At 62.9% G+C, this 17631-nt stretch carries 20 protein-coding genes and 1 riboswitch; of the genes, 18 read left to right on the top strand and 2 right to left on the bottom strand.

The genetic code is table 11. From position 1 onward, the window contains the following. The first annotated feature begins 34 nt into the window (after positions 1–34). The 5 genes from CKW29_RS03875 to CKW29_RS03855 all read left to right on the top strand — a co-directional run bounded on the left by CKW29_RS03875 (position 35) and on the right by CKW29_RS03855 (position 4414). Positions 35–1111, top strand: a complete 1077-nt coding sequence (locus tag CKW29_RS03875; protein WP_095144031.1) for an AI-2E family transporter — start codon at positions 35–37, stop codon at positions 1109–1111. A 216-nt stretch (positions 1112–1327) separates the two neighbouring features. Beyond that, on the top strand, positions 1328–2032 hold the full coding sequence (gene hda, locus CKW29_RS03870) for a DnaA regulatory inactivator Hda (RefSeq protein WP_008033543.1): 705 nt from the start codon (positions 1328–1330) through the stop codon (positions 2030–2032). A 213-nt stretch (positions 2033–2245) separates the two neighbouring features. Then, positions 2246–2872: a C40 family peptidase gene (locus tag CKW29_RS03865; RefSeq protein ID WP_095144030.1), complete on the top strand. Its 627-nt coding sequence runs from the start codon at positions 2246–2248 to the stop codon at positions 2870–2872. 322 nt (positions 2873–3194) lie between these two features. Then, on the top strand, positions 3195–3728 hold the full coding sequence (locus tag CKW29_RS03860) for a C40 family peptidase (RefSeq protein ID WP_095144029.1): 534 nt from the start codon (positions 3195–3197) through the stop codon (positions 3726–3728). Positions 3729–3751: 23 nt separating this feature from the next. Further along, positions 3752–4414: a class I SAM-dependent methyltransferase gene (locus CKW29_RS03855; protein ID WP_095144028.1), complete on the top strand. Its 663-nt coding sequence runs from the start codon at positions 3752–3754 to the stop codon at positions 4412–4414. Between the two features lie 21 nt (positions 4415–4435). Here CKW29_RS03855 and CKW29_RS03850 read toward each other — a convergent pair whose 3' ends face one another. Continuing rightward, complete coding sequence (locus CKW29_RS03850) at positions 4436–5749, bottom strand: sorbosone dehydrogenase family protein (RefSeq protein ID WP_095144027.1); 1314 nt, start codon at positions 5747–5749, stop codon at positions 4436–4438. 63 nt (positions 5750–5812) lie between these two features. Next, positions 5813–6397 carry a hypothetical protein gene (locus CKW29_RS03845; protein WP_095144026.1) on the bottom strand — a complete coding sequence of 195 codons (585 nt, stop codon included), beginning with the start codon at positions 6395–6397 and terminating at the stop codon, positions 5813–5815. Between the two features lie 154 nt (positions 6398–6551). Next, a riboswitch (cobalamin riboswitch) is annotated at positions 6552–6790 on the top strand. Positions 6791–6871: 81 nt separating this feature from the next. On the opposite strand from CKW29_RS03845, the gene cobO reads away from it, so the two are divergent. From cobO to CKW29_RS25970, 13 genes are all read left to right on the top strand, one after another. Beyond that, positions 6872–7483, top strand: coding sequence for a cob(I)yrinic acid a,c-diamide adenosyltransferase (gene cobO / locus CKW29_RS03840; protein WP_095144025.1), 612 nt, complete (start codon positions 6872–6874; stop codon positions 7481–7483). Positions 7484–7493: 10 nt separating this feature from the next. Further along, the gene (locus tag CKW29_RS03835) at positions 7494–8813 is read left to right on the top strand and encodes a cobyrinate a,c-diamide synthase (RefSeq protein ID WP_095147970.1); all 1320 of its coding nucleotides are present in this window, start codon (positions 7494–7496) and stop codon (positions 8811–8813) included. Further along, a complete protein-coding gene (gene bluB / locus CKW29_RS03830) occupies positions 8810–9460 on the top strand; it encodes a 5,6-dimethylbenzimidazole synthase (RefSeq protein ID WP_095078401.1) in 651 nt (216 codons plus the stop codon). The genes CKW29_RS03835 and bluB overlap by 4 nt, the downstream gene beginning before the upstream one ends. After that, complete coding sequence (gene cbiB / locus CKW29_RS03825) at positions 9457–10365, top strand: adenosylcobinamide-phosphate synthase CbiB (RefSeq protein ID WP_095078400.1); 909 nt, start codon at positions 9457–9459, stop codon at positions 10363–10365. Before bluB ends, cbiB begins: the two co-directional genes overlap by 4 nt. Then, positions 10358–11350: a threonine-phosphate decarboxylase CobD gene (gene cobD / locus CKW29_RS03820; protein WP_095147969.1), complete on the top strand. Its 993-nt coding sequence runs from the start codon at positions 10358–10360 to the stop codon at positions 11348–11350. The genes cbiB and cobD overlap by 8 nt, the downstream gene beginning before the upstream one ends. Continuing rightward, a complete protein-coding gene (locus CKW29_RS03815; protein WP_095147968.1) occupies positions 11347–12798 on the top strand; it encodes a cobyric acid synthase in 1452 nt (483 codons plus the stop codon). Before cobD ends, CKW29_RS03815 begins: the two co-directional genes overlap by 4 nt. 80 nt (positions 12799–12878) lie before the next feature. After that, the gene (gene cobU / locus CKW29_RS03810; protein ID WP_095144019.1) at positions 12879–13400 is read left to right on the top strand and encodes a bifunctional adenosylcobinamide kinase/adenosylcobinamide-phosphate guanylyltransferase; all 522 of its coding nucleotides are present in this window, start codon (positions 12879–12881) and stop codon (positions 13398–13400) included. Beyond that, entirely contained in the window at positions 13397–14452 is a 1056-nt protein-coding gene (gene cobT / locus CKW29_RS03805; protein WP_095144018.1) for a nicotinate-nucleotide--dimethylbenzimidazole phosphoribosyltransferase, read from the top strand. Before cobU ends, cobT begins: the two co-directional genes overlap by 4 nt. Then, positions 14449–15024 (top strand): alpha-ribazole phosphatase family protein, encoded by a 576-nt coding sequence (cobC, locus tag CKW29_RS03800; RefSeq protein WP_095147967.1) that lies wholly within the window; start codon positions 14449–14451, stop codon positions 15022–15024. Before cobT ends, cobC begins: the two co-directional genes overlap by 4 nt. A 2-nt stretch (positions 15025–15026) precedes the next feature. Further along, the gene (locus CKW29_RS03795) at positions 15027–15758 is read left to right on the top strand and encodes an adenosylcobinamide-GDP ribazoletransferase (RefSeq protein ID WP_095144016.1); all 732 of its coding nucleotides are present in this window, start codon (positions 15027–15029) and stop codon (positions 15756–15758) included. 82 nt (positions 15759–15840) lie between these two features. Next, positions 15841–16245, top strand: coding sequence for a MarR family winged helix-turn-helix transcriptional regulator (locus CKW29_RS03790; RefSeq protein WP_095144015.1), 405 nt, complete (start codon positions 15841–15843; stop codon positions 16243–16245). A 52-nt stretch (positions 16246–16297) separates the two neighbouring features. Continuing rightward, on the top strand, positions 16298–17506 hold the full coding sequence (locus CKW29_RS03785; protein WP_095147966.1) for an MFS transporter: 1209 nt from the start codon (positions 16298–16300) through the stop codon (positions 17504–17506). Next, entirely contained in the window at positions 17503–17625 is a 123-nt protein-coding gene (locus tag CKW29_RS25970; RefSeq protein ID WP_256577023.1) for a hypothetical protein, read from the top strand. The genes CKW29_RS03785 and CKW29_RS25970 overlap by 4 nt, the downstream gene beginning before the upstream one ends. Positions 17626–17631: the final 6 nt, after the last annotated feature.

Raw genomic sequence — 17631 nt, 5'->3', positions numbered from 1 at the left:
TTCTTTCCTTATATAGAAGCATATGGAGTTGTTCATGGCCGATTCTCGGCGTTGGGTCTGGCTGGCTGGGATCGCCCTGCTGTGCGTGTTTGTGTACCTGTTGCATCCGATTCTCACCCCCTTTCTGGTTGCGCTGGGGTTGGCTTACCTGTTCGATCCCTTGGTCGATCACCTGGAAAAATACGGCTTGTCACGAACCTGGGGGGTGGTGGCCGTGTTTGCGCTGTTTACCCTGATCGTCATGGCGTTGCTGCTGGTGCTGGTGCCCATGCTGGCCAAACAGCTGTTTCGTTTGTATGAGCTGGCACCGCAGATGCTCGACTGGTTGCAACACACGGCGATGCCATGGGTGCAGACCCGGATGGGGCTGGCAGACGGCTTCTGGAAGTTCGACAAGGTCAAGGCGGCCATCAGCGAACACATGGGGCAGACCACCGACATTGTTGGAATGGTGCTGAGCCAGGCCACGGCGTCGAGCCTGGCATTGATGGGTTGGCTGGCCAACCTGGTGCTGATTCCGGTGGTGAGCTTCTATCTGTTGCGTGACTGGGACCTGATGATGGGCAAAATCCGCAGCCTGTTGCCACGTGATCGTGAGGAGCGCGTGATGGCATTGGCCGGTGAGTGTCATGAGGTGCTGGGGGCGTTTGTGCGCGGGCAGTTGATGGTGATGCTGGCGCTGGGGGTGATTTATGCCGCGGGCCTGATGCTGGTGGGGCTGGAGCTGGGGCTGTTGATCGGCCTGATCGCCGGCCTGGCGGCGATCGTGCCGTACATGGGGTTTGTGATCGGGATCGGTGCGGCGCTGGTCGCCGGGCTGTTTCAGTTTGGCGGCGACCTGTATCCGATGATCGGGATTGTCGCCGTGTTCATGGTCGGCCAGGCTCTGGAAGGCATGGTGCTGACGCCGTTGCTGGTGGGCGACCGGATTGGCCTGCACCCGGTGGCGGTGATCTTTGCGATCCTGGCCGGTGGCGAGCTGTTTGGCTTCACCGGTATTTTGCTTGCGTTGCCCGTGGCCGCGGTGATCATGGTGCTGGTGCGTCATGTGCATGACTTGTACAAGGACTCATCTATCTACGGCAGCGTGGACGAACCCGAGTCCCGATAGCGGGCGATCCGCCCTGAAAAGGCTGTCGGGCGCTCTTGTACAGGACGCCTGGCTGCCACATGCACCGTCAAACAAACCCCTTCGATCCTTGCAAGTTAACGCAAACCTTTGATTTTGCTTATGGTCTGCCGCATTGTGCGGCCGGCGTCACGGGTATAAACTTTGCAAACTTTACACAGAGGCCACTAACGGTTCGTTTGGAACTGTTCAGTCAGCATGAAACCGATTCAGCTGCCCCTAGGTGTGCGTCTGCGTGATGACGCCACCTTTATCAACTACTACCCTGGCGCCAACGCCGCTGCACTCGGCTATGTCGAACGCCTGTGCGAAGCCGACGCCGGCTGGACCGAAAGCCTGATCTATCTATGGGGCAAGGACGGGGTAGGGCGTACGCACCTGCTGCAAGCCGCTTGCCTGCGCTTCGAGCAGTTGGGGGAGCCGGCGGTATACCTGCCGTTGGCCGAGTTGCTGGATCGCGGTATCGAAATCCTCGACAACCTTGAGCAGTACGAACTGGTCTGCCTGGATGACCTGCAGGCTGTCGCCGGGCGGGCTGACTGGGAAGAGGCGCTGTTCCACCTGTTCAACCGTTTGCGCGACAGCGGTCGGCGCCTGCTGATCGCCGCGTCAACGTCGCCACGGGAGTTGCCAGTAAAGCTGGCTGACCTCAAGTCCCGTTTGACCCTGGCACTGATTTTCCAGATGCGGCCCCTGTCCGATGAAGACAAGCTGCGTGCGCTGCAATTGCGCGCCTCGCGTCGCGGCCTGCACCTGACCGACGAAGTCGGGCATTTTATTCTGACCCGGGGTACACGCAGCATGAGTGCCCTGTTCGAGTTGCTCGAACGCCTCGATCAGGCCTCGCTCCAGGCCCAGCGCAAGCTGACGATCCCCTTCCTCAAAGAAACCCTGGGCTGGTAAAACCGCGGCCTGTAGAGCGTTTCGGCCTATTCAAGGCGTCAGAAAACTCGCTTCCAGAAGGGTGTTTCCGGCGCGCGCAGATTTAAAATGGGCTTAAGCGCTTAGATGTTAAGAGAAAACCGATAAGTCACATTTAAATCGATTGAATTTGCAAATGAGGACGATAGAAGGCATAGTCTCGGCTTCTTTACACCTTCAGCCACGGTCGTGCCCATGCTAAATCGCTTCGCACCCCTCGTGCCTCTCGCACTCGTTACCCTGCTGTTTGGTTGCGCCGCGCACTCTCCAGTGTCCCAGCAAGCGCCCCAGCAACAGGTTCAAAACTCTTCTACCGCACAGTCTTCCGCTCTTTATCAGGAAGAACTGGCAACCGAAAAAGAACTGGCCGATTTTGCTGGCAGCAAGCCTTACCAGTTGCCTGTCCTGGCCGACAGCATCCTTGAACGTGGCATGTCCCTGATCGGTACCCGTTACCGTTTCGGCGGTACCTCTGAAGCCGGTTTTGATTGCAGCGGTTTCATCGGTTACCTGTTCCGCGAAGAAGCGGGCATGAACTTGCCACGCTCCACGCGTGAAATGATCAACGTTGACGCGCCGCTGGTCTCTCGCAGCAAGCTGCAACCTGGCGACCTGCTGTTTTTTGCCACCAATGGTCGTCGCGGTCGTGTCAGTCACGCCGGCATCTACCTGGGTGACAACCAGTTCATCCATTCCAGCAGCAGCCGCAGCGGCGGTGTCCGGGTCGATAGCCTGGGCGACAGCTACTGGAGCAAGACCTTCATTGAAGCCAAGCGCGCACTCGCCATGGCTCCCACGTCGGTCACCACCGCGCGCAAGTAAGCGGTCTGCGTAGCCACTGCGCCCAGGGTGCAATACCCGGGCGCGGCTACCGAAAACTGACCCTCGCCGAGCAATACCTTCATTGAAGCCAAGCGGTCTGCATAGCACTGCAACACCCGGGCGCGGCTACCGAAAATCGACCCTCATCGAGCAATATCCCTTCATTTTGTAATCCCAACTTAAAGTCTTACTTGAAGTTTGGCGCTTAGCCGCTAGAATCCTGATCTATTGTTGATCAACTAACCGCGTAAGCCCTGCTTACGCGGTTTTGTTTTCAGCCTCTCGGCAGAGAACGCCGCAGCCAGATCAGGATGCTCTGTAGATGACGATGTCGGCCCGCCTTGCACTCATGTTCCTCGCAGCGCTGCTCAGCGCCTGTGCCAGTCGTACTCCGCCGCCGGCCAAAGTGGTTCGCGCCCCTGTCTTTGCACCCTCGCAATCATTCTCCCCGGTGGCCGACGACGTGCTGTTCCGCGCGCTGGGCCTGGTGGGCACGCCCTATCGTTGGGGTGGAAATACACCGGATTCGGGGTTTGATTGCAGCGGCCTGATCGGCTACGTCTACCGAGACGCGGCGGGCATCACGCTACCGCGCACCACGAGTGAAATGATCGGCATGCAGGCGCCCAGTGTAGGCAAGACCGCCTTGCAGACCGGTGACGTGATCTTCTTCGCCACCAATGGCGGCTCGCAAGTCAGCCATGCCGGGATCTACGTCGGCGAGGGTCGATTCGTGCATGCGCCGGCCACCGGCGGTACCGTCAAGCTGGACAGCCTGTCCAAAGCCTATTGGCAGAAGGCCTACCTGAGCGCCAAGCGCGTATTGCAGCCGGAGCATCTGGCGCGCAATCCCTAGCGTCCAGTCTCGCAGAGGTTGTCATGACCGCTCGTACGCTCAATCTCGACGATGATCTCTACCACTACCTGCTCGATGTATCGCTGCGCGAAACGCCGCTGTTGCGCCGTTTGCGTGATGAAACCCAGGCGCTGCCCATGGCGCGCTGGCAGGTGGCGCCCGAGCAAGGGCAGTTCCTCGCCCTGCTGATCAAGCTGACAGGCGCCCGGCGCGTACTCGAGGTAGGGACCTTTACCGGTTACAGCGCCCTGTGCATGGCGGCGGCCTTGCCGCAGGACGGCTCGCTGATCTGCTGCGACCTCCCTGGCGATTACAACGCCACGGCGCGCCGTTACTGGCAGGAGGCCGGGCTGGCCGGGCGTATCGAGCTGCGCCTGGCGCCGGCACTGCAGACCCTGGCGCAGCTGGAGCAGCAAGGGCAGGGGGAATGCTTTGACCTGATCTTCATCGATGCCGACAAAGCCAATTACCCGGCCTATCTGGAGAGCGCCTTGCGGCTGCTACGCCAGGGCGGCCTGGCGGTATTCGACAATACGCTGTGGAGCGGCCGGGTACTGGAAAGCAATCCCGCCAGCGAGGATACCCGGGCCATCCAGGCGCTCAATCGTGCCTTGAAGGCGGATGCGCGGGTGGACTTGTCGTTGCTGCCACTGGGGGATGGCCTGACCTTGTGCCGCAAAGTCTAGGCCTCGTCCGGTCGTTGCGGCTCATTGGAGGGCTGACACCCGCCAGATGGTGTTCCCCACATCATCGGCCACCAACAGATTTCCTTGCCGGTCGATCACCACGCCCACCGGCCGGCCCATGGCCTGTTCATCCTGGTCGAGAAAACCGCTCAGCACATCGACAGGCTGCCCGACCGGTTTGCCTGCGCTGAACGGCACGAAGATCACTTTGTAGCCACTGTGGGGTTTACGGTTCCACGAGCCGTGCTGGCCGATAAAGGCGCCTTCGGTGAAGGGCGCCGGCAGTGTGCTTCCTTGTGCGAATGCCAGGCCCAGCGGGGCGGTGTGTGAGCCGACGGCGTAGTCCGGGGCGATGGCCTTGGCGACCAGGTCCGGGTCTTGTGGCGTGACCCGGGTATCGACGTGTTGGCCGTAATAGCTGAACGGCCAGCCATAGAAGCCCCCGTCCTTGACCGAGGTGATGTAGTCAGGCACCAGGTCGTTGCCGAGTTCGTCCCGTTCATTGACGGCAGTCCAGAGTTTTCCGCTGTGCGGCTCCCAGCCCATGCCGTTGGGGTTGCGCAGGCCCGAGGCGAAAATCCGTTGGTTGCCGGTGGCGCGATCAACTTCCCAGATCGCCGCGCGACCTGTTTCCTGCTCCAGGCCATTTTCCGCGATGTTGCTGTTTGAGCCGACGGTCACGTACAGCTTGCTGCCGTCCTGGCTGGCGATGACGTTTTTGGTCCAGTGATGGTTCAGTGTGCCGCCGGGCAGGTCGATCACTTTTATGGGGTTGGAGGTGATCGAGGTGGCGCCGTCTTCATAGTTGAAGCGCAACAGCCGATCCGTATCCGCGACGTACAGATCGTTGCCGACCAAGGCCATGCCAAAGGGTGAGTTGAGGTGTTCAATGAAGGGGGTGCGGGTTTCGGCGTGGCCGTCGTGGTCGGTGTCGCGCAGCAGGGTGATGCGATTCGGGCTGGGCACGCCGGCACCGGCGCGCGCCATGATTTTTTCGGTGATCCAGCCGACCACACCTGTGCCGTCATCAGGCTTGGGTGGGGCGTTGGTTTCGGCCACCAGTACATCGCCATTGGGCAGCACATACAGCCAGCGTGGGTGTTCGAGCCCTTTGGCGAATGCCACGACCTGGGTGCCGGGCGCGGCAATCGGCTTGGCACCGCTTGGCCAGCCCACGGCGGGGGCGATATTCACGGTCGGGATCAGGGTCTTGTCCGGCTCCGGCAGCGTGGGTGAGGGACCGATACCGTCCGACACCTGCAGGCTGGAGGTTTCCCCGCAGGCGGCCAGACCTGCGGCAAGGGTGATAACCAGGGCGAATCGGGGCTTGAACATGCGGGCTTCTCCATGAATGCATCCTTTCAGTCCAGAGGAGTCGGATCGCCTTGAGGTTCAATCTCAGCTACGGGCCTCCTTGAGCAGCACGGCGATACCCGGATGATAGTAGCCGGCTTCGTTGCGCAATTTGCGATAAGCGTAAGGAAAGTACCAGGCCACGGCGCAACAATGTTCCTTTTGCAGGTCGTCGACCATGTCCTGGAGTTCTTCCGGTGTGGCGCTGTGCTGGAGTTTTTGCGGGGCGACGAACAGGCAGCCGATTTTCAGTTCGCTGGCATAGGCGATGGTCTTGGCGTCGCTGGCAATGTCCAGCAGCGCTTGGGTGAGGTTCAGTTGGTTGACCCGTGGCCAGCGTTGTGTGGCTTGAAGGTAGGCGCGTTGCTCCTGGTTGGCGATGAGCAGGTCGGCACGGCCATTGCGCTCGCCTTCCTCGATCTGCTTTTTGGTGGGCGCCTGTTCCAGGGTGACCATCTCCGCCATCCAGGCCGCCGCTGAAAGCAGGCTCAGGTTGGCGCGTTCATCAAACCAGTAGGGGCTTTCGTTATCGCCACGCACTGCGTTGTAGCGATCGATACAGTCAAACCAGCGCTCCAGTACCGGGCGTAGAAATTCCAGTTTCGGGTTACTGATGATCATGCCTTGCATGGTGCTCGCCCTTTTTATTGTGGTGTCAGGTTGTGGCTATTTGATATCACTGCTTGAAGTCTGGCACAACAAGGGCGTCGGTTTATTGATCGGGGTCTGTTTCTGTCGCGGCATGAGCCCGGCATTAATTGACGCTCCACCCCCAACCCTCTAACCTTCGCGACTTGTTTCAGGTGCTCGGTGACCCGCTGGTCGATCGAGTGAAACAGGGAAGCCGGTGAGGGCGCGCTCTTCGACAGAGCGGGCAACGATCCCGGCGCTGCCCCCGCAACGGTAAATGAGTGAAGATCGCGCCTTGAGCCACTGTGTCGACGTTCGACATGGGAAGGCGCGCGGTCCGGCCAAACCAGCCGCTCATGAGCCCGGAGACCGGCCTGATCCATCCAGCGGCATCACGGTGGGCGATGCCAGGCTTCCTGCCGTCTGTTTCCATGCCTGCCCGCCGTTATCCAGCCTCAACGGAGAGCTCCCCCCATGACTGATTCCCCTGATCGTGACGAACGCCATCTGGCGCGCATGCTGCGCAAGAAAGCCGTGATCGATGAACGTATTGCCAACTCGCCGAACGAGTGCGGCCTGCTGTTGGTACTGACCGGTAACGGCAAAGGCAAAAGCAGTTCGGCGTTCGGCATGCTGGCCCGGGCCATGGGCCACGGCATGCAGTGCGGTGTGGTGCAGTTCATCAAGGGGCGTAACAGCACGGGCGAGGAGTTGTTCTTCCGGCGCTTCCCGGAGCAAGTGCGCTTCCATGTCATGGGCGAAGGGTTTACCTGGGAGACCCAGGATCGGCAGCGCGACATCGCGGCCGCCGAAGCTGCCTGGGCGGTATCCCGTCAGTTGCTGAATGATCCGGCCATCGGCCTGGTGGTGCTCGATGAACTGAACATTGCCCTCAAGCATGGTTACCTCGATCTGGATCAGGTGCTCAGCGACTTGCAGGCGCGCCCGCCGATGCAGCACGTGGTCGTCACCGGTCGTGCCGCCAAGCCGGAAATGATCGAACTGGCGGACACCGTCACCGAAATGGGCATGATCAAGCATGCGTTCCAGGCCGGGATCAAGGCGCAGAAGGGTGTCGAGCTGTGAGCCTCTTCCTATGAATAGCAGTCGATACTGCCCGGCGGTGCTGATTGCCGCGCCGGCCTCCGGCCAGGGCAAGACCACCGTCACCGCGGCGCTGGCCCGCTTGCATCGTAATCAGGGGCGCAAGGTCCGGGTATTCAAATGCGGCCCGGACTTTCTCGACCCGATGATTCTCGAGCGCGCCAGCGGTGCGCCGGTGTACCAACTCGACATGTGGATGGTCGGCGAGCAGGAAAGTCGCCGGCTGTTGTGGGAAGCGGCCGCTGAGGCCGACCTGATCCTGATCGAAGGGGTCATGGGGTTGTTCGACGGCACGCCGTCCAGTGCGGATCTGGCACGGCATTTTGGCGTTCCGGTGCTGGCGGTGATCGATGGCACCGCCATGGCGCAGACGTTCGGTGCGCTGGCCCTGGGCCTTGCGCGTTATCAGCCGGACCTGCCGTTCGCCGGGGTGCTGGCCAACCGGGTCGGCACCTTGCGTCACGCGCAGTTGCTCGAAGGCAGCCTGACCGAAGGCCTGCGCTGGTACGGCGCCTTGTCCCGGGAAACCGGCATCGAGTTGCCGAGCCGTCACCTGGGGCTGGTGCAAGCCAGTGAGCTGAACGACCTGGACCTGCGCCTCGACGCCGCTGCCGAGGCCCTGGCCAGCAGTTGCGAAGTGGCATTGCCCCCGGCCGTCGAGTTTGCCGCGCCCGATGTGATCACGGCCGAGCCATTGCTGGCGGGTGTGCGCATTGCCGTGGCGCGCGATGAAGCCTTCGCCTTTACCTATGGTGCGAGCCTGGATCTGCTGGGGGCGATGGGGGCCGAGTTGCGTTTCTTTTCGCCGATCCGCGACCGCGAGTTGCCGGAGGCTGACAGTGTGTATCTGCCGGGTGGTTACCCGGAGTTGCACCATGTCGCCCTGGCTGAAAATACCTCGATGCTCGACGCCATCCGCGCTCACCATGGTGCCGGTAAACCGTTGCTCGCCGAATGCGGCGGCATGCTGTATTTGCTCGACTCGCTGACCGATGTCGAGGGCACGCGGGCGGCGCTGGTGGGCTTGCTGGCCGGTGAGGCGGTGATGCAAAAGCGCTTGGCGGCCTTGGCGTTGCAGGCGGTCGACCTGCCCGAGGGCTCGCTGCGTGGCCACACCTACCACCACTCGTTGACCCGTACCGAGCTTGAGCCGATTGCCCGTGGCCTGAGCCCCAACGGCGGACGAGGCGCGGAGGCGGTTTACCGTGCCGGAAGGATGACCGCTTCATACGTGCACTTTTATTTCCCGTCCAATCCGTCGGCGATTGCCGCGCTGTTTGCGCCTGACCTTGAGACCGTGAAGAAACCATGACTGACAATGCCTTCAGTCCGGCCGAGCGCGATGCGGTGTATCGCGCCATCGCCGAGCGTCGCGACATGCGTCATTTCAGCGGTGGCACGGTCGAACCGGCGCTGCTGCGGCGCCTGCTCGAAGCGGCGCACCAGGCGCCCAGCGTCGGCCTGATGCAGCCCTGGCGGTTTATCCGTATCAGCGACCGGGCATTGCGCGGCAAGATCCAGCATCTGGTGGAAGAGGAGCGGGTGCGCACCGCCGAGGCGCTGGGCGAACGCTCCGATGAATTCATGACGCTCAAGGTCGAAGGCATCAACGATTGCGCCGAGGTGCTGGTCGCCGCGCTGATGGATGATCGCGAGCGGCACATCTTTGGTCGGCGCACCTTGCCGGAAATGGACATGGCGTCGCTGTCCTGTGCGATTCAAAACCTTTGGCTGGCGTCGCGTGCCGAAGGCCTGGGCATGGGCTGGGTGTCGCTGTTCGAGCCCCAGGCCCTGGCTGACCTGCTGGGCTTGCCGCCCGGGGCCAAGCCGCTGGCGGTGTTGTGCCTGGGGCCGGTCGAGGCATTCTATCCGGCGCCGATGCTGGTGCTCGAAGGCTGGGCGCAACCGCGCCCGCTGAGTGAATTGTTGTACGAAAATGTCTGGGGAGAGAGTCAATGAGTGTGGCCTTGCTGAGTGTCGCCGGGGTAGCGCTGGATGCGCTGCTGGGCGAGCCCAGGCGCTGGCATCCGCTGGTGGCGTTCGGCCGTTTTGCCGATCGCATCGAACAACGTTTCAATGCGGGCGGCCGTGGTTGGCGCAGTCATGGGGTCACCGCGTGGGTGATTGCGGTGTTGCCGCTGACCTTGGTGGTCACCGCGTTTTCCTGGTTGCCTTATCTGGGCTGGATCGTCGAGATTCTCGCGCTGTATTGCGCGCTGGGCCTGCGCAGCCTCGGCGAGCATGTCGAGCCGGTGGCCCAGGCCCTGCGCAGCCATGACCTGGAGGAAGCCCGCACCCGCGTCGGTTATCTGGTCAGTCGCCAGACCAGCGAACTGGATGAGACCGCGGTGGCCCGGGCGGCCACCGAGTCGGTGCTGGAGAACGGCAGCGATGCGGTGTTTGCCGCGCTCTTCTGGTTTGCCGTGGCCGGCGCGCCGGGGGTGGTGCTTTATCGCCTGAGCAACACGCTCGATGCCATGTGGGGCTATCGCAACGAGCGTTTCGAACGCTTTGGTTGGGCGGCGGCGAAAATCGACGATCTGCTCAACTATGTTCCGGCGCGGCTGGTGGCCCTGACCTATGCGCTGCTGGGCAAGACACGTCTGGCGCTCAAATGCTGGCGCACTCAGGGGCCCACGTGGGACAGCCCTAACGCCGGGCCGGTGATGGCCGCAGGTGCCGGGGCACTGGGGGTCGAACTGGGCGGGGCGGCGATCTATCACGGTGAGCTGCATCAGCGTCCGCAATTGGGCGAGGGTGTGCCGGCAGACGCCGACTCGATTGACCGCGGCTGGCAATTGGTCCAGCGCGGGGTATGGTTGTGGCTGCTGATTCTCTGTGTGGGGGCCGAGTTTTATGCTTGAACACGGTGGCCGCCTGCGCAAGGCGGCCTTGCACTACGGCATTGCCGAAGCCGATTGGCTTGACCTCTCCAGTGGTCTGGCACCCTGGCCCTGGGCTATCCCACAGATTCCGTTACGCGCCTGGGCGCGCTTGCCGGAAACCGAAGACGGCCTGGAGCAGGCCGCTCGGGAGTACTACGGTGCGAGCCATGTGCTGCCTGTCGCCGGTTCCCAGGCCGCCATCCAGTTACTGCCGCGCCTGCGTCGTGCCGGCAAGGTCGGCGTGCTGTCGCCGTGTTATGCCGAGCACGCCGAAGCCTGGCGCCGAAACGGTTACATCGTGCGTGAGGTGGTGGAGCAGGAAGTCGATTTTTTCCTCGACAGCCTCGACGTGCTGGTGGTGGTCAATCCGAACAATCCCACCGGCCTGAGCCTGCCCCCGGAACGCCTGCTCGAATGGCATGCGCGCCTGGCGCAGCGTGGTGGCTGGCTGGTGGTGGATGAAGCGTTCATGGACAACACTCCGCAGTTGAGCCTGGCGGCGTTTGCCGATCAGGTCGGCCTGATCGTATTGCGTTCGTTCGGCAAGTTTTTCGGCCTGGCCGGCGTGCGGTTGGGCTTTGTGTTGGCCGAGCGCAAGTTGCTCAAGCTGCTCGCCGAACAGGTCGGTCCCTGGACGGTCAACGGGCCGACGCGGGTCCTGGCGCAAGTCTGTTTACGCGATACTCAGGGGCATGCCCTTCAGCGCGAGCGCAGCGAGCACGCGAGCCAGCGCCTGGCGCAGGTCCTTGAATGCCATGGCTTCAAACCCCAGGGCGGCTGCGCGCTGTTTCAGTGGTTGATCACCGATCACGCCGAGCACCTGTACGAATTCATGGCCCGGCAAGGCATTCTGCTGCGCCTGTTCACCCACAACAGCAGCTTGCGTTTTGGTTTGCCGGCCGATGAGGCCGATTGGCTGCGCCTTGAACACGCGTTTGCCGCCTACGCCAAGGAAACCCCATGACCACGCTGATGGTGCAAGGCACCACCTCCGATGCCGGGAAAAGTACCCTGGTCACCGCGCTGTGCCGCTGGCTGACGCGCCAGGGTGTTGCAGTGGTGCCATTCAAACCGCAGAACATGGCGCTCAACAGTGCGGTCACCGCCGACGGCGGTGAAATCGGCCGTGCGCAAGCGGTGCAGGCCCAGGCCGCCCGCCTTGAGCCGCACACCGACATGAACCCGGTGTTGCTCAAGCCCAACAGTGACACCGGTGCGCAAGTGATCATTCACGGTCGTGCCGTGACCAGCATGAATGCGGTTGCCTATCACGATTACAAAGTCATCGCGATGCAGGCGGTGCTCGCGTCTCACGAACGGCTGAGCGCGGCCTACCCGGTGGTGATGGTGGAAGGCGCTGGTTCGCCGGCGGAGATCAACCTGCGGGCCGGCGACATCGCCAACATGGGCTTTGCCGAAGCGGTGGATTGCCCGGTGGTATTGATTGCCGACATCAATCGCGGCGGGGTCTTCGCTCATCTGGTCGGCACGCTGGAGTTGCTGTCTGCCACCGAGCAGGCGCGGATCAAGGGTTTCATCATCAACCGTTTCCGTGGCGATCTCGCCTTGTTGCAGCCGGGGCTGGACTGGCTCGAAGCCCGTACCGGCAAGCCGGTGATCGGCGTGCTGCCCTATGTCATGGACCTGCACCTGGAGGCTGAAGACGGTATCGACCAGCGTCAGGCCGACAAGACCGAGCACGTGCTCAAGGTGGTGGTGCCGGTGCTGCCGCGTATCAGCAACCACACCGATTTCGACCCGCTGCGCCTGCACCCTCAGGTTGATCTGCAGTTTGTCGGCCTTGGCCAGCCGATTCCGCCGGCCGACCTGATCATTTTGCCGGGTTCCAAAAGCGTGCGAAGTGATTTGGCCTACCTGCGTGCCAATGGCTGGGACACGGCCATTGCCCGTCACCTGCGCTACGGCGGCAAGGTGCTGGGTATCTGCGGAGGCCTGCAAATGCTTGGTGAGCAGCTGCACGACCCGCTGGGGCTGGAAGGGGCTGCGGGCTCCAGTGCTGGCCTGGGCTTGCTGGCGTTCGAGACCGTGCTTGAGGCAGAAAAGCAGCTGCGCAACGTGCGCGGTCGCCTGGTGCTGGAAGACGCCGACGTCAGCGGCTATGAAATTCATGCCGGGGTGACCACTGGCCTTGCCCTGGAACAGGCGGCGGTGCGGCTGGACGATGGTCGTAGCGACGGTGCGCAGAGTGCCGATGGCCAGGTGCTCGGTACTTACCTGCACGGTCTGTTCGAGTCCCCTGCGGCGTGCAGCGCGTTGTTGCGCTGGGCCGGTCTGCAGGCGGTGCAGGAGGTCGACTACCACGGCTTGCGCGAGCGCGATATCGAGCGCCTGGCCGACCTGGTGGAGGCGCATTTGGACACTGGGTTGTTGCGTGAACTCTGCGGTGTATAGGGTGATGTTGCCCCCGTGCGGGAGCGGGCTTGCCCGCGCAGACTGAGCCCACCACAGCGCCAATTTCAAGGGATACCACCATGCTGCAACTGATCCTCGGCGGTGCCCGCTCCGGCAAAAGCCGCCTGGCCGAAAAACTTGCCTCCGACAGCGGCCTGGCGGTGACGTACATCGCCACCAGCCAGCCGCTGGACGGTGAAATGAGCGCCCGTGTGGCCCATCATCGCGAGCGTCGTCCACCTGAATGGGCGTTGATTGAAGAACCCCTTGAGCTGGCCCGGGTGCTGCGTGAAACCGCCCGTGCCGAGCGTTGCCTGTTGGTCGATTGCCTGACCCTGTGGCTGACCAACCTGCTGATGCTCGACAGCCCCGAGCGCCTGGCGCAAGAACGTGAAGCCCTGCTCGATTGCCTGGCCGCGTTGCCGGGTGAGATTGTGCTGGTCAGCAACGAGACCGGCATGGGTGTCGTGCCGCTGGGCGAACTGACTCGCCGCTATGTCGATGAAGCCGGTTGGTTGCATCAAGCCCTGGCTGAGCGCTGTCAGCGTGTCGTACTGACCGTCGCCGGCCTGCCCCTGACTCTGAAAGGTACCGCGTTATGAGCGATTTCTGGTGGCTGAACCCGTGCAAGCCGATTAATACCCAGGCTCATGAGCAAGCGGCGGCCCGGCAGCAGCAACTGACCAAACCGGCCGGCTCCCTCGGGCAACTGGAGGCGGTTGCCGTGCAACTGGCGGGCTTGCAAGGGCGGGTCAAGCCGAACGTCAATCAGCTGTGGATCGCCATCTTTGCCGGCGACCATGGGGTGGTCGCCGAGGGCGTTTCGGCGTTCCCACAGGAAGTCACCGGGCAAATGCTGCATAACTTCGTCACGGGTGGTGCTGCCATCAGTGTCCTGGCGCGGCAGCTGCAAGCGCGGCTGGAGGTGATCGACCTGGGCACCGTGACGCCGTCATTGAGCCTGCCGGGCGTGCGCCATCTGCACATCGGGCCAGGCACTGCGAACTTTGCCCAGGGCCCGGCCATGACTCGCGGCCAGGGTGAGCAAGCCTTGCAGGCCGGCCGCGACAGTGTGTTGCGGGCCATCGCCGAAGGCTCGGAGCTGTTTGTCGGTGGCGAGATGGGCATCGGCAATACCACGGCGGCCAGTGCGCTCGCGTGTGCCTTGCTTGAGTGTCCGGTGGCGCACCTCACCGGGCCGGGCACCGGTCTGAGCGTCGCGGGCGTGAGTCACAAAGCCCAGGTTATCGAGCGTGCCCTGGTGTTGCATGCCGCTGAGCGGGGCGACCCGTTGCAGACCTTGTTCAACCTCGGTGGCTTTGAGATCGCGGCGTTGGTCGGCGCCTATCTGGCCTGTGCCCAGGAAGGGCTGGCGGTGTTGGTGGATGGTTTCATTTGCAGTGTTGCCGCGCTGGTCGCGGTACGTCTCAACCCGGCTTGCCGCCAGTGGCTGCTGTTCGGCCATCGCGGGGCAGAGCCGGGCCACCGTCATGTGCTGGAGTCCTTGAACGCTGAACCTTTGCTCGACCTCGGTCTGCGCCTGGGCGAGGGCAGTGGGGCGGCACTGGCGGTGCCCTTGTTGCGACTGGCCTGCGACCTGCACGGGCAAATGGCGACCTTCGCGGAGGCGGCGGTGGCTGATCGTCCGGCATGACCTTGCATCTGGATCTGCTGCGCCACGGTGAGACCGAGCTCGGCGGCGGCTTGCGTGGCAGCCTGGACGACGCACTGACCGACAGCGGCTGGGAGCAGATGCGGGCGGCCGTGATGGATCGAGGGCCGTGGGATCGCCTGGTCAGTTCGCCGTTGCAGCGCTGCGCGCGTTTTGCCGAGACTCTGGGTGAGCAGTTGCAGTTGCCAGTGATGCTGGACAAGGACCTGCAAGAGTTGCACTTCGGCGCTTGGGAAGGGCGGAGCGCGGCGGCGTTGATGGAGACCGATGCGGATGCCTTGGGGCGGTTCTGGGCCGACCCTTATAGCTTCACGCCGCCTGAGGGTGAACCGGTTACGGCGTTTTCGGCGCGGGTGCTGGCGGCGGTCGAGCGCTTGCATCAGGCCTATGCCGGGCAGCGAGTGTTGCTGATCAGTCACGGCGGGGTCATGCGTTTGTTGTTGGCGCGGGCGCGGGGCTTGCCGCGTGAGCAACTGCTCAACGTCGAAGTCGGCCATGGTGCGATGTTCTCATTGCGCGTCGAGGCCGACGGGATGCTTGGGGGCGAGGGCTGAACATGTTGCCGTTCTGGATTGCCCTGCAGTTTCTGAGCAGTTTGCCGGTTCGTCTGCCGGGCATGCCATCGCCCCAGGAGCTGGGGCGCTCCTTGCTGTTTTATCCGCTGGTGGGGCTGCTGTTCGGCGTGTTGCTGTGGGCGTTGAACGGGCTGTTGCTCGGTACGCCGACGTTGCTGCACGCGGTGATTCTCTTGAGCGTCTGGGTGGTGCTCAGCGGTGGCTTGCACCTGGATGGCCTGGCCGACAGCGCTGACGCCTGGCTGGGCGGTTTTGGCGATCGCGAGCGTACCCTGACCATCATGAAGGACCCGCGCAGCGGCCCGATCGCAGTGGTGACGCTGGTGCTGGTGCTGTTGCTCAAGTTGGCAGCGTTGCTGGCACTGATCGAGCAGCACGCCACGATCGGTCTGATCCTCGCGCCGTTGATCGGCCGCAGTGCGTTGCTGGGGTTGTTCCTCACGACCCCGTATGTGCGTGCCGGTGGCTTGGGCCAGGCACTGGCCGATCACTTGCCGCGCCAGCGGGGTGTGCAGGTCATGGTGCTCAGTGCCGTGGCTTGCGTGTTGATCGGCGGTTGGAGCGGTGTGTTTGCCCTGGTGTTGGCGGTTCCCGTGTTTTTCGGCTTGCGGCAGGTGGTGTTGCGCCGCCTGGGTGGGACGACCGGGGATACTGCCGGTGCCGTGCTGGAGTTGCTGGAAGTGGCAGTGCTGGTCGGGTTGGCGCTGGCCTGAAGGGTATTTTGCCCACGTATCTGCCTGCGCTCGTGCGATCATTGAGCTTGCGTTCGCTGAATCACGGGTATATACACGCACCATGCTAGCTTCTCAATGTTTATGCACCAACCTGCGTCGCGCTGCTCGAGGCGTCAGCAGGTTTTACGACGGCGCCCTCGACGGCTTCGGGATCAATGTTGCGCAGTACTCCTTGCTGTGCAATTTGCAGCGCCTGGATCAGCCGAGTATTTCCGCCCTGGCTGAAGCCATGGGGCTGGACCGCAGCACGCTGGGGCGCAACTTGCGGGTGCTGGAAGGCGAGGGGCTGGTGCGCATGGTTGAGGGTGAAGACCAGCGTAATCGCATCGTGCAACTAACTGACGCGGGGCGCGAACGCCTGGCAGCGGCCTTGCCGGCCTGGGAAGCGGCCCAGCAACGGCTGATCGATCGCCTGGGCGCCGAGAAGCGCGCCACCTTGCTGGCCTTGCTGGATGAACTCGCATGAAGCGGGTTTTTTCGATTTTAAACGGGTATATGCCCGTAATTGGAGAATAACAATGACATCGATGTGGCGTACCAGTGGTTGGGTTTTGCTCGGGAGTGCGCTGATTCTGGCGTTGTCACTCGGTGTACGGCATGGCTTTGGCCTGTTCCTGCCGCCGATGAGCGCCCAGTTCGGCTGGGGCCGCGAAGTGTTTGCGTTCGCCATCGCCTTGCAGAACCTGATCTGGGGGTTGGCGCAACCCTTCACCGGCGCGTTGGCGGACCGCTTCGGCGCGGCGAAAGTGGTGTGGGTCGGTGGCGTGTTGTACGCCGTGGGCCTGGTGTTCATGGGCCTGTCCGACTCCGCCTGGTCACTGTCGTTGAGTGCCGGCCTGTTGATCGGCCTCGGCCTTTCCGGCACCTCGTTCTCAGTGATCCTGGGCGTGGTCGGCCGTGCCGTGCCGCCGGAAAAGCGCAGCATGGCCATGGGCATTGCCAGTGCCGCCGGTTCCTTCGGCCAGTTCGCCATGTTGCCAGGCACGCTGGGGTTGATCGGTTGGCTGGGCTGGTCGACGGCACTGCTGGTGCTGGGCATGCTGGTGGCACTGATTGTGCCGCTGGTCAACATGCTCAAGGACGCACCGCTGCCGGTACTGGGGCATGAGCAGACACTGTCCGAGGCCCTGCGCGAAGCCTGTTCGCACTCAGGCTTCTGGTTGCTGGCGTTCGGCTTTTTCGTCTGTGGTTTCCAGGTGGTGTTCATCGGCGTGCACTTGCCGGCGTATCTGGTGGACCAGCACCTGCCTGCCAGCGTCGGCACCACGGTGTTGGCACTGATTGGCCTGTTCAACATCTTTGGTACCTACACGGCGGGCTGGCTCGGCGGGCGGATGTCCAAGCCGCGTTTGCTGACGGCTCTGTACCTGATGCGTGCGGTGGTGATTGCCCTGTTCCTGTGGATGCCGGTCACGCAGACCAGTGCCTATCTGTTCGGCATGGCTATGGGGTTCCTCTGGTTGTCCACCGTGCCATTGACCAACGGTACGGTCGCAACGCTGTTCGGGGTACGAAATCTCTCTATGCTGGGTGGTATTGTTTTCCTCTTTCACCAGTTGGGTTCATTCCTTGGCGGCTGGTTGGGCGGGGTGGTCTACGACCGAACAGGAAACTATGACTTGATCTGGCAAGTGGCGATTCTCCTCAGTCTGTTCGCAGCCGCCCTGAACTGGCCGGTGCGTGAGCGTCCGGTGGCCCGTCTGCAGGCCCAGGCGGGTGTCGCATGAGCCGTATTGCCGTCGGACTCGCAGCGGTGGCAGGTGGGGCGCTGTTGCTGGCGCTGGCCTGGTGGGGCTGGCATCAGGGCGGATTGGCGATGATGCAGTTGGGGCTGGGTGCTTGCTGAATCGTC

This window comes from Pseudomonas sp. Irchel s3a18, assembly GCF_900187535.1.
Classification (GTDB): Bacteria; Pseudomonadota; Gammaproteobacteria; order Pseudomonadales; family Pseudomonadaceae; genus Aquipseudomonas.
The sequence above is the reverse complement of the archived record's forward strand: the minus strand, read 5'-3'. Positions and strand labels throughout refer to the sequence as shown.

What these genes read in the sequence shown, in the direction of transcription:
- cbiB (WP_095078400.1), top strand. Translation starts at nt 9,457, where the DNA reads ATGAGTGTGGCCTTGCTGAGTGTCGCCGGGGTAGCGCTGGATGCGCTG.
- cobC (WP_095147967.1), top strand. Translation starts at nt 14,449, where the DNA reads ATGACCTTGCATCTGGATCTGCTGCGCCACGGTGAGACCGAGCTCGGC.
- hda (WP_008033543.1), top strand. Translation starts at nt 1,328, where the DNA reads ATGAAACCGATTCAGCTGCCCCTAGGTGTGCGTCTGCGTGATGACGCC.
- CKW29_RS03875 (WP_095144031.1), top strand. Translation starts at nt 35, where the DNA reads ATGGCCGATTCTCGGCGTTGGGTCTGGCTGGCTGGGATCGCCCTGCTG.
- CKW29_RS03850 (WP_095144027.1), bottom strand. Translation starts at nt 5,749, where the DNA reads ATGTTCAAGCCCCGATTCGCCCTGGTTATCACCCTTGCCGCAGGTCTG.
- CKW29_RS03790 (WP_095144015.1), top strand. Translation starts at nt 15,841, where the DNA reads ATGCTAGCTTCTCAATGTTTATGCACCAACCTGCGTCGCGCTGCTCGA.
- cobD (WP_095147969.1), top strand. Translation starts at nt 10,358, where the DNA reads ATGCTTGAACACGGTGGCCGCCTGCGCAAGGCGGCCTTGCACTACGGC.
- cobU (WP_095144019.1), top strand. Translation starts at nt 12,879, where the DNA reads ATGCTGCAACTGATCCTCGGCGGTGCCCGCTCCGGCAAAAGCCGCCTG.
- CKW29_RS03795 (WP_095144016.1), top strand. Translation starts at nt 15,027, where the DNA reads ATGTTGCCGTTCTGGATTGCCCTGCAGTTTCTGAGCAGTTTGCCGGTT.
- cobO (WP_095144025.1), top strand. Translation starts at nt 6,872, where the DNA reads ATGACTGATTCCCCTGATCGTGACGAACGCCATCTGGCGCGCATGCTG.
- CKW29_RS03865 (WP_095144030.1), top strand. Translation starts at nt 2,246, where the DNA reads ATGCTAAATCGCTTCGCACCCCTCGTGCCTCTCGCACTCGTTACCCTG.
- CKW29_RS03845 (WP_095144026.1), bottom strand. Translation starts at nt 6,397, where the DNA reads ATGCAAGGCATGATCATCAGTAACCCGAAACTGGAATTTCTACGCCCG.
- bluB (WP_095078401.1), top strand. Translation starts at nt 8,810, where the DNA reads ATGACTGACAATGCCTTCAGTCCGGCCGAGCGCGATGCGGTGTATCGC.
- CKW29_RS03785 (WP_095147966.1), top strand. Translation starts at nt 16,298, where the DNA reads ATGACATCGATGTGGCGTACCAGTGGTTGGGTTTTGCTCGGGAGTGCG.
- cobT (WP_095144018.1), top strand. Translation starts at nt 13,397, where the DNA reads ATGAGCGATTTCTGGTGGCTGAACCCGTGCAAGCCGATTAATACCCAG.
- CKW29_RS03860 (WP_095144029.1), top strand. Translation starts at nt 3,195, where the DNA reads ATGACGATGTCGGCCCGCCTTGCACTCATGTTCCTCGCAGCGCTGCTC.
- CKW29_RS03815 (WP_095147968.1), top strand. Translation starts at nt 11,347, where the DNA reads ATGACCACGCTGATGGTGCAAGGCACCACCTCCGATGCCGGGAAAAGT.
- CKW29_RS25970 (WP_256577023.1), top strand. Translation starts at nt 17,503, where the DNA reads ATGAGCCGTATTGCCGTCGGACTCGCAGCGGTGGCAGGTGGGGCGCTG.
- CKW29_RS03855 (WP_095144028.1), top strand. Translation starts at nt 3,752, where the DNA reads ATGACCGCTCGTACGCTCAATCTCGACGATGATCTCTACCACTACCTG.
- CKW29_RS03835 (WP_095147970.1), top strand. Translation starts at nt 7,494, where the DNA reads ATGAATAGCAGTCGATACTGCCCGGCGGTGCTGATTGCCGCGCCGGCC.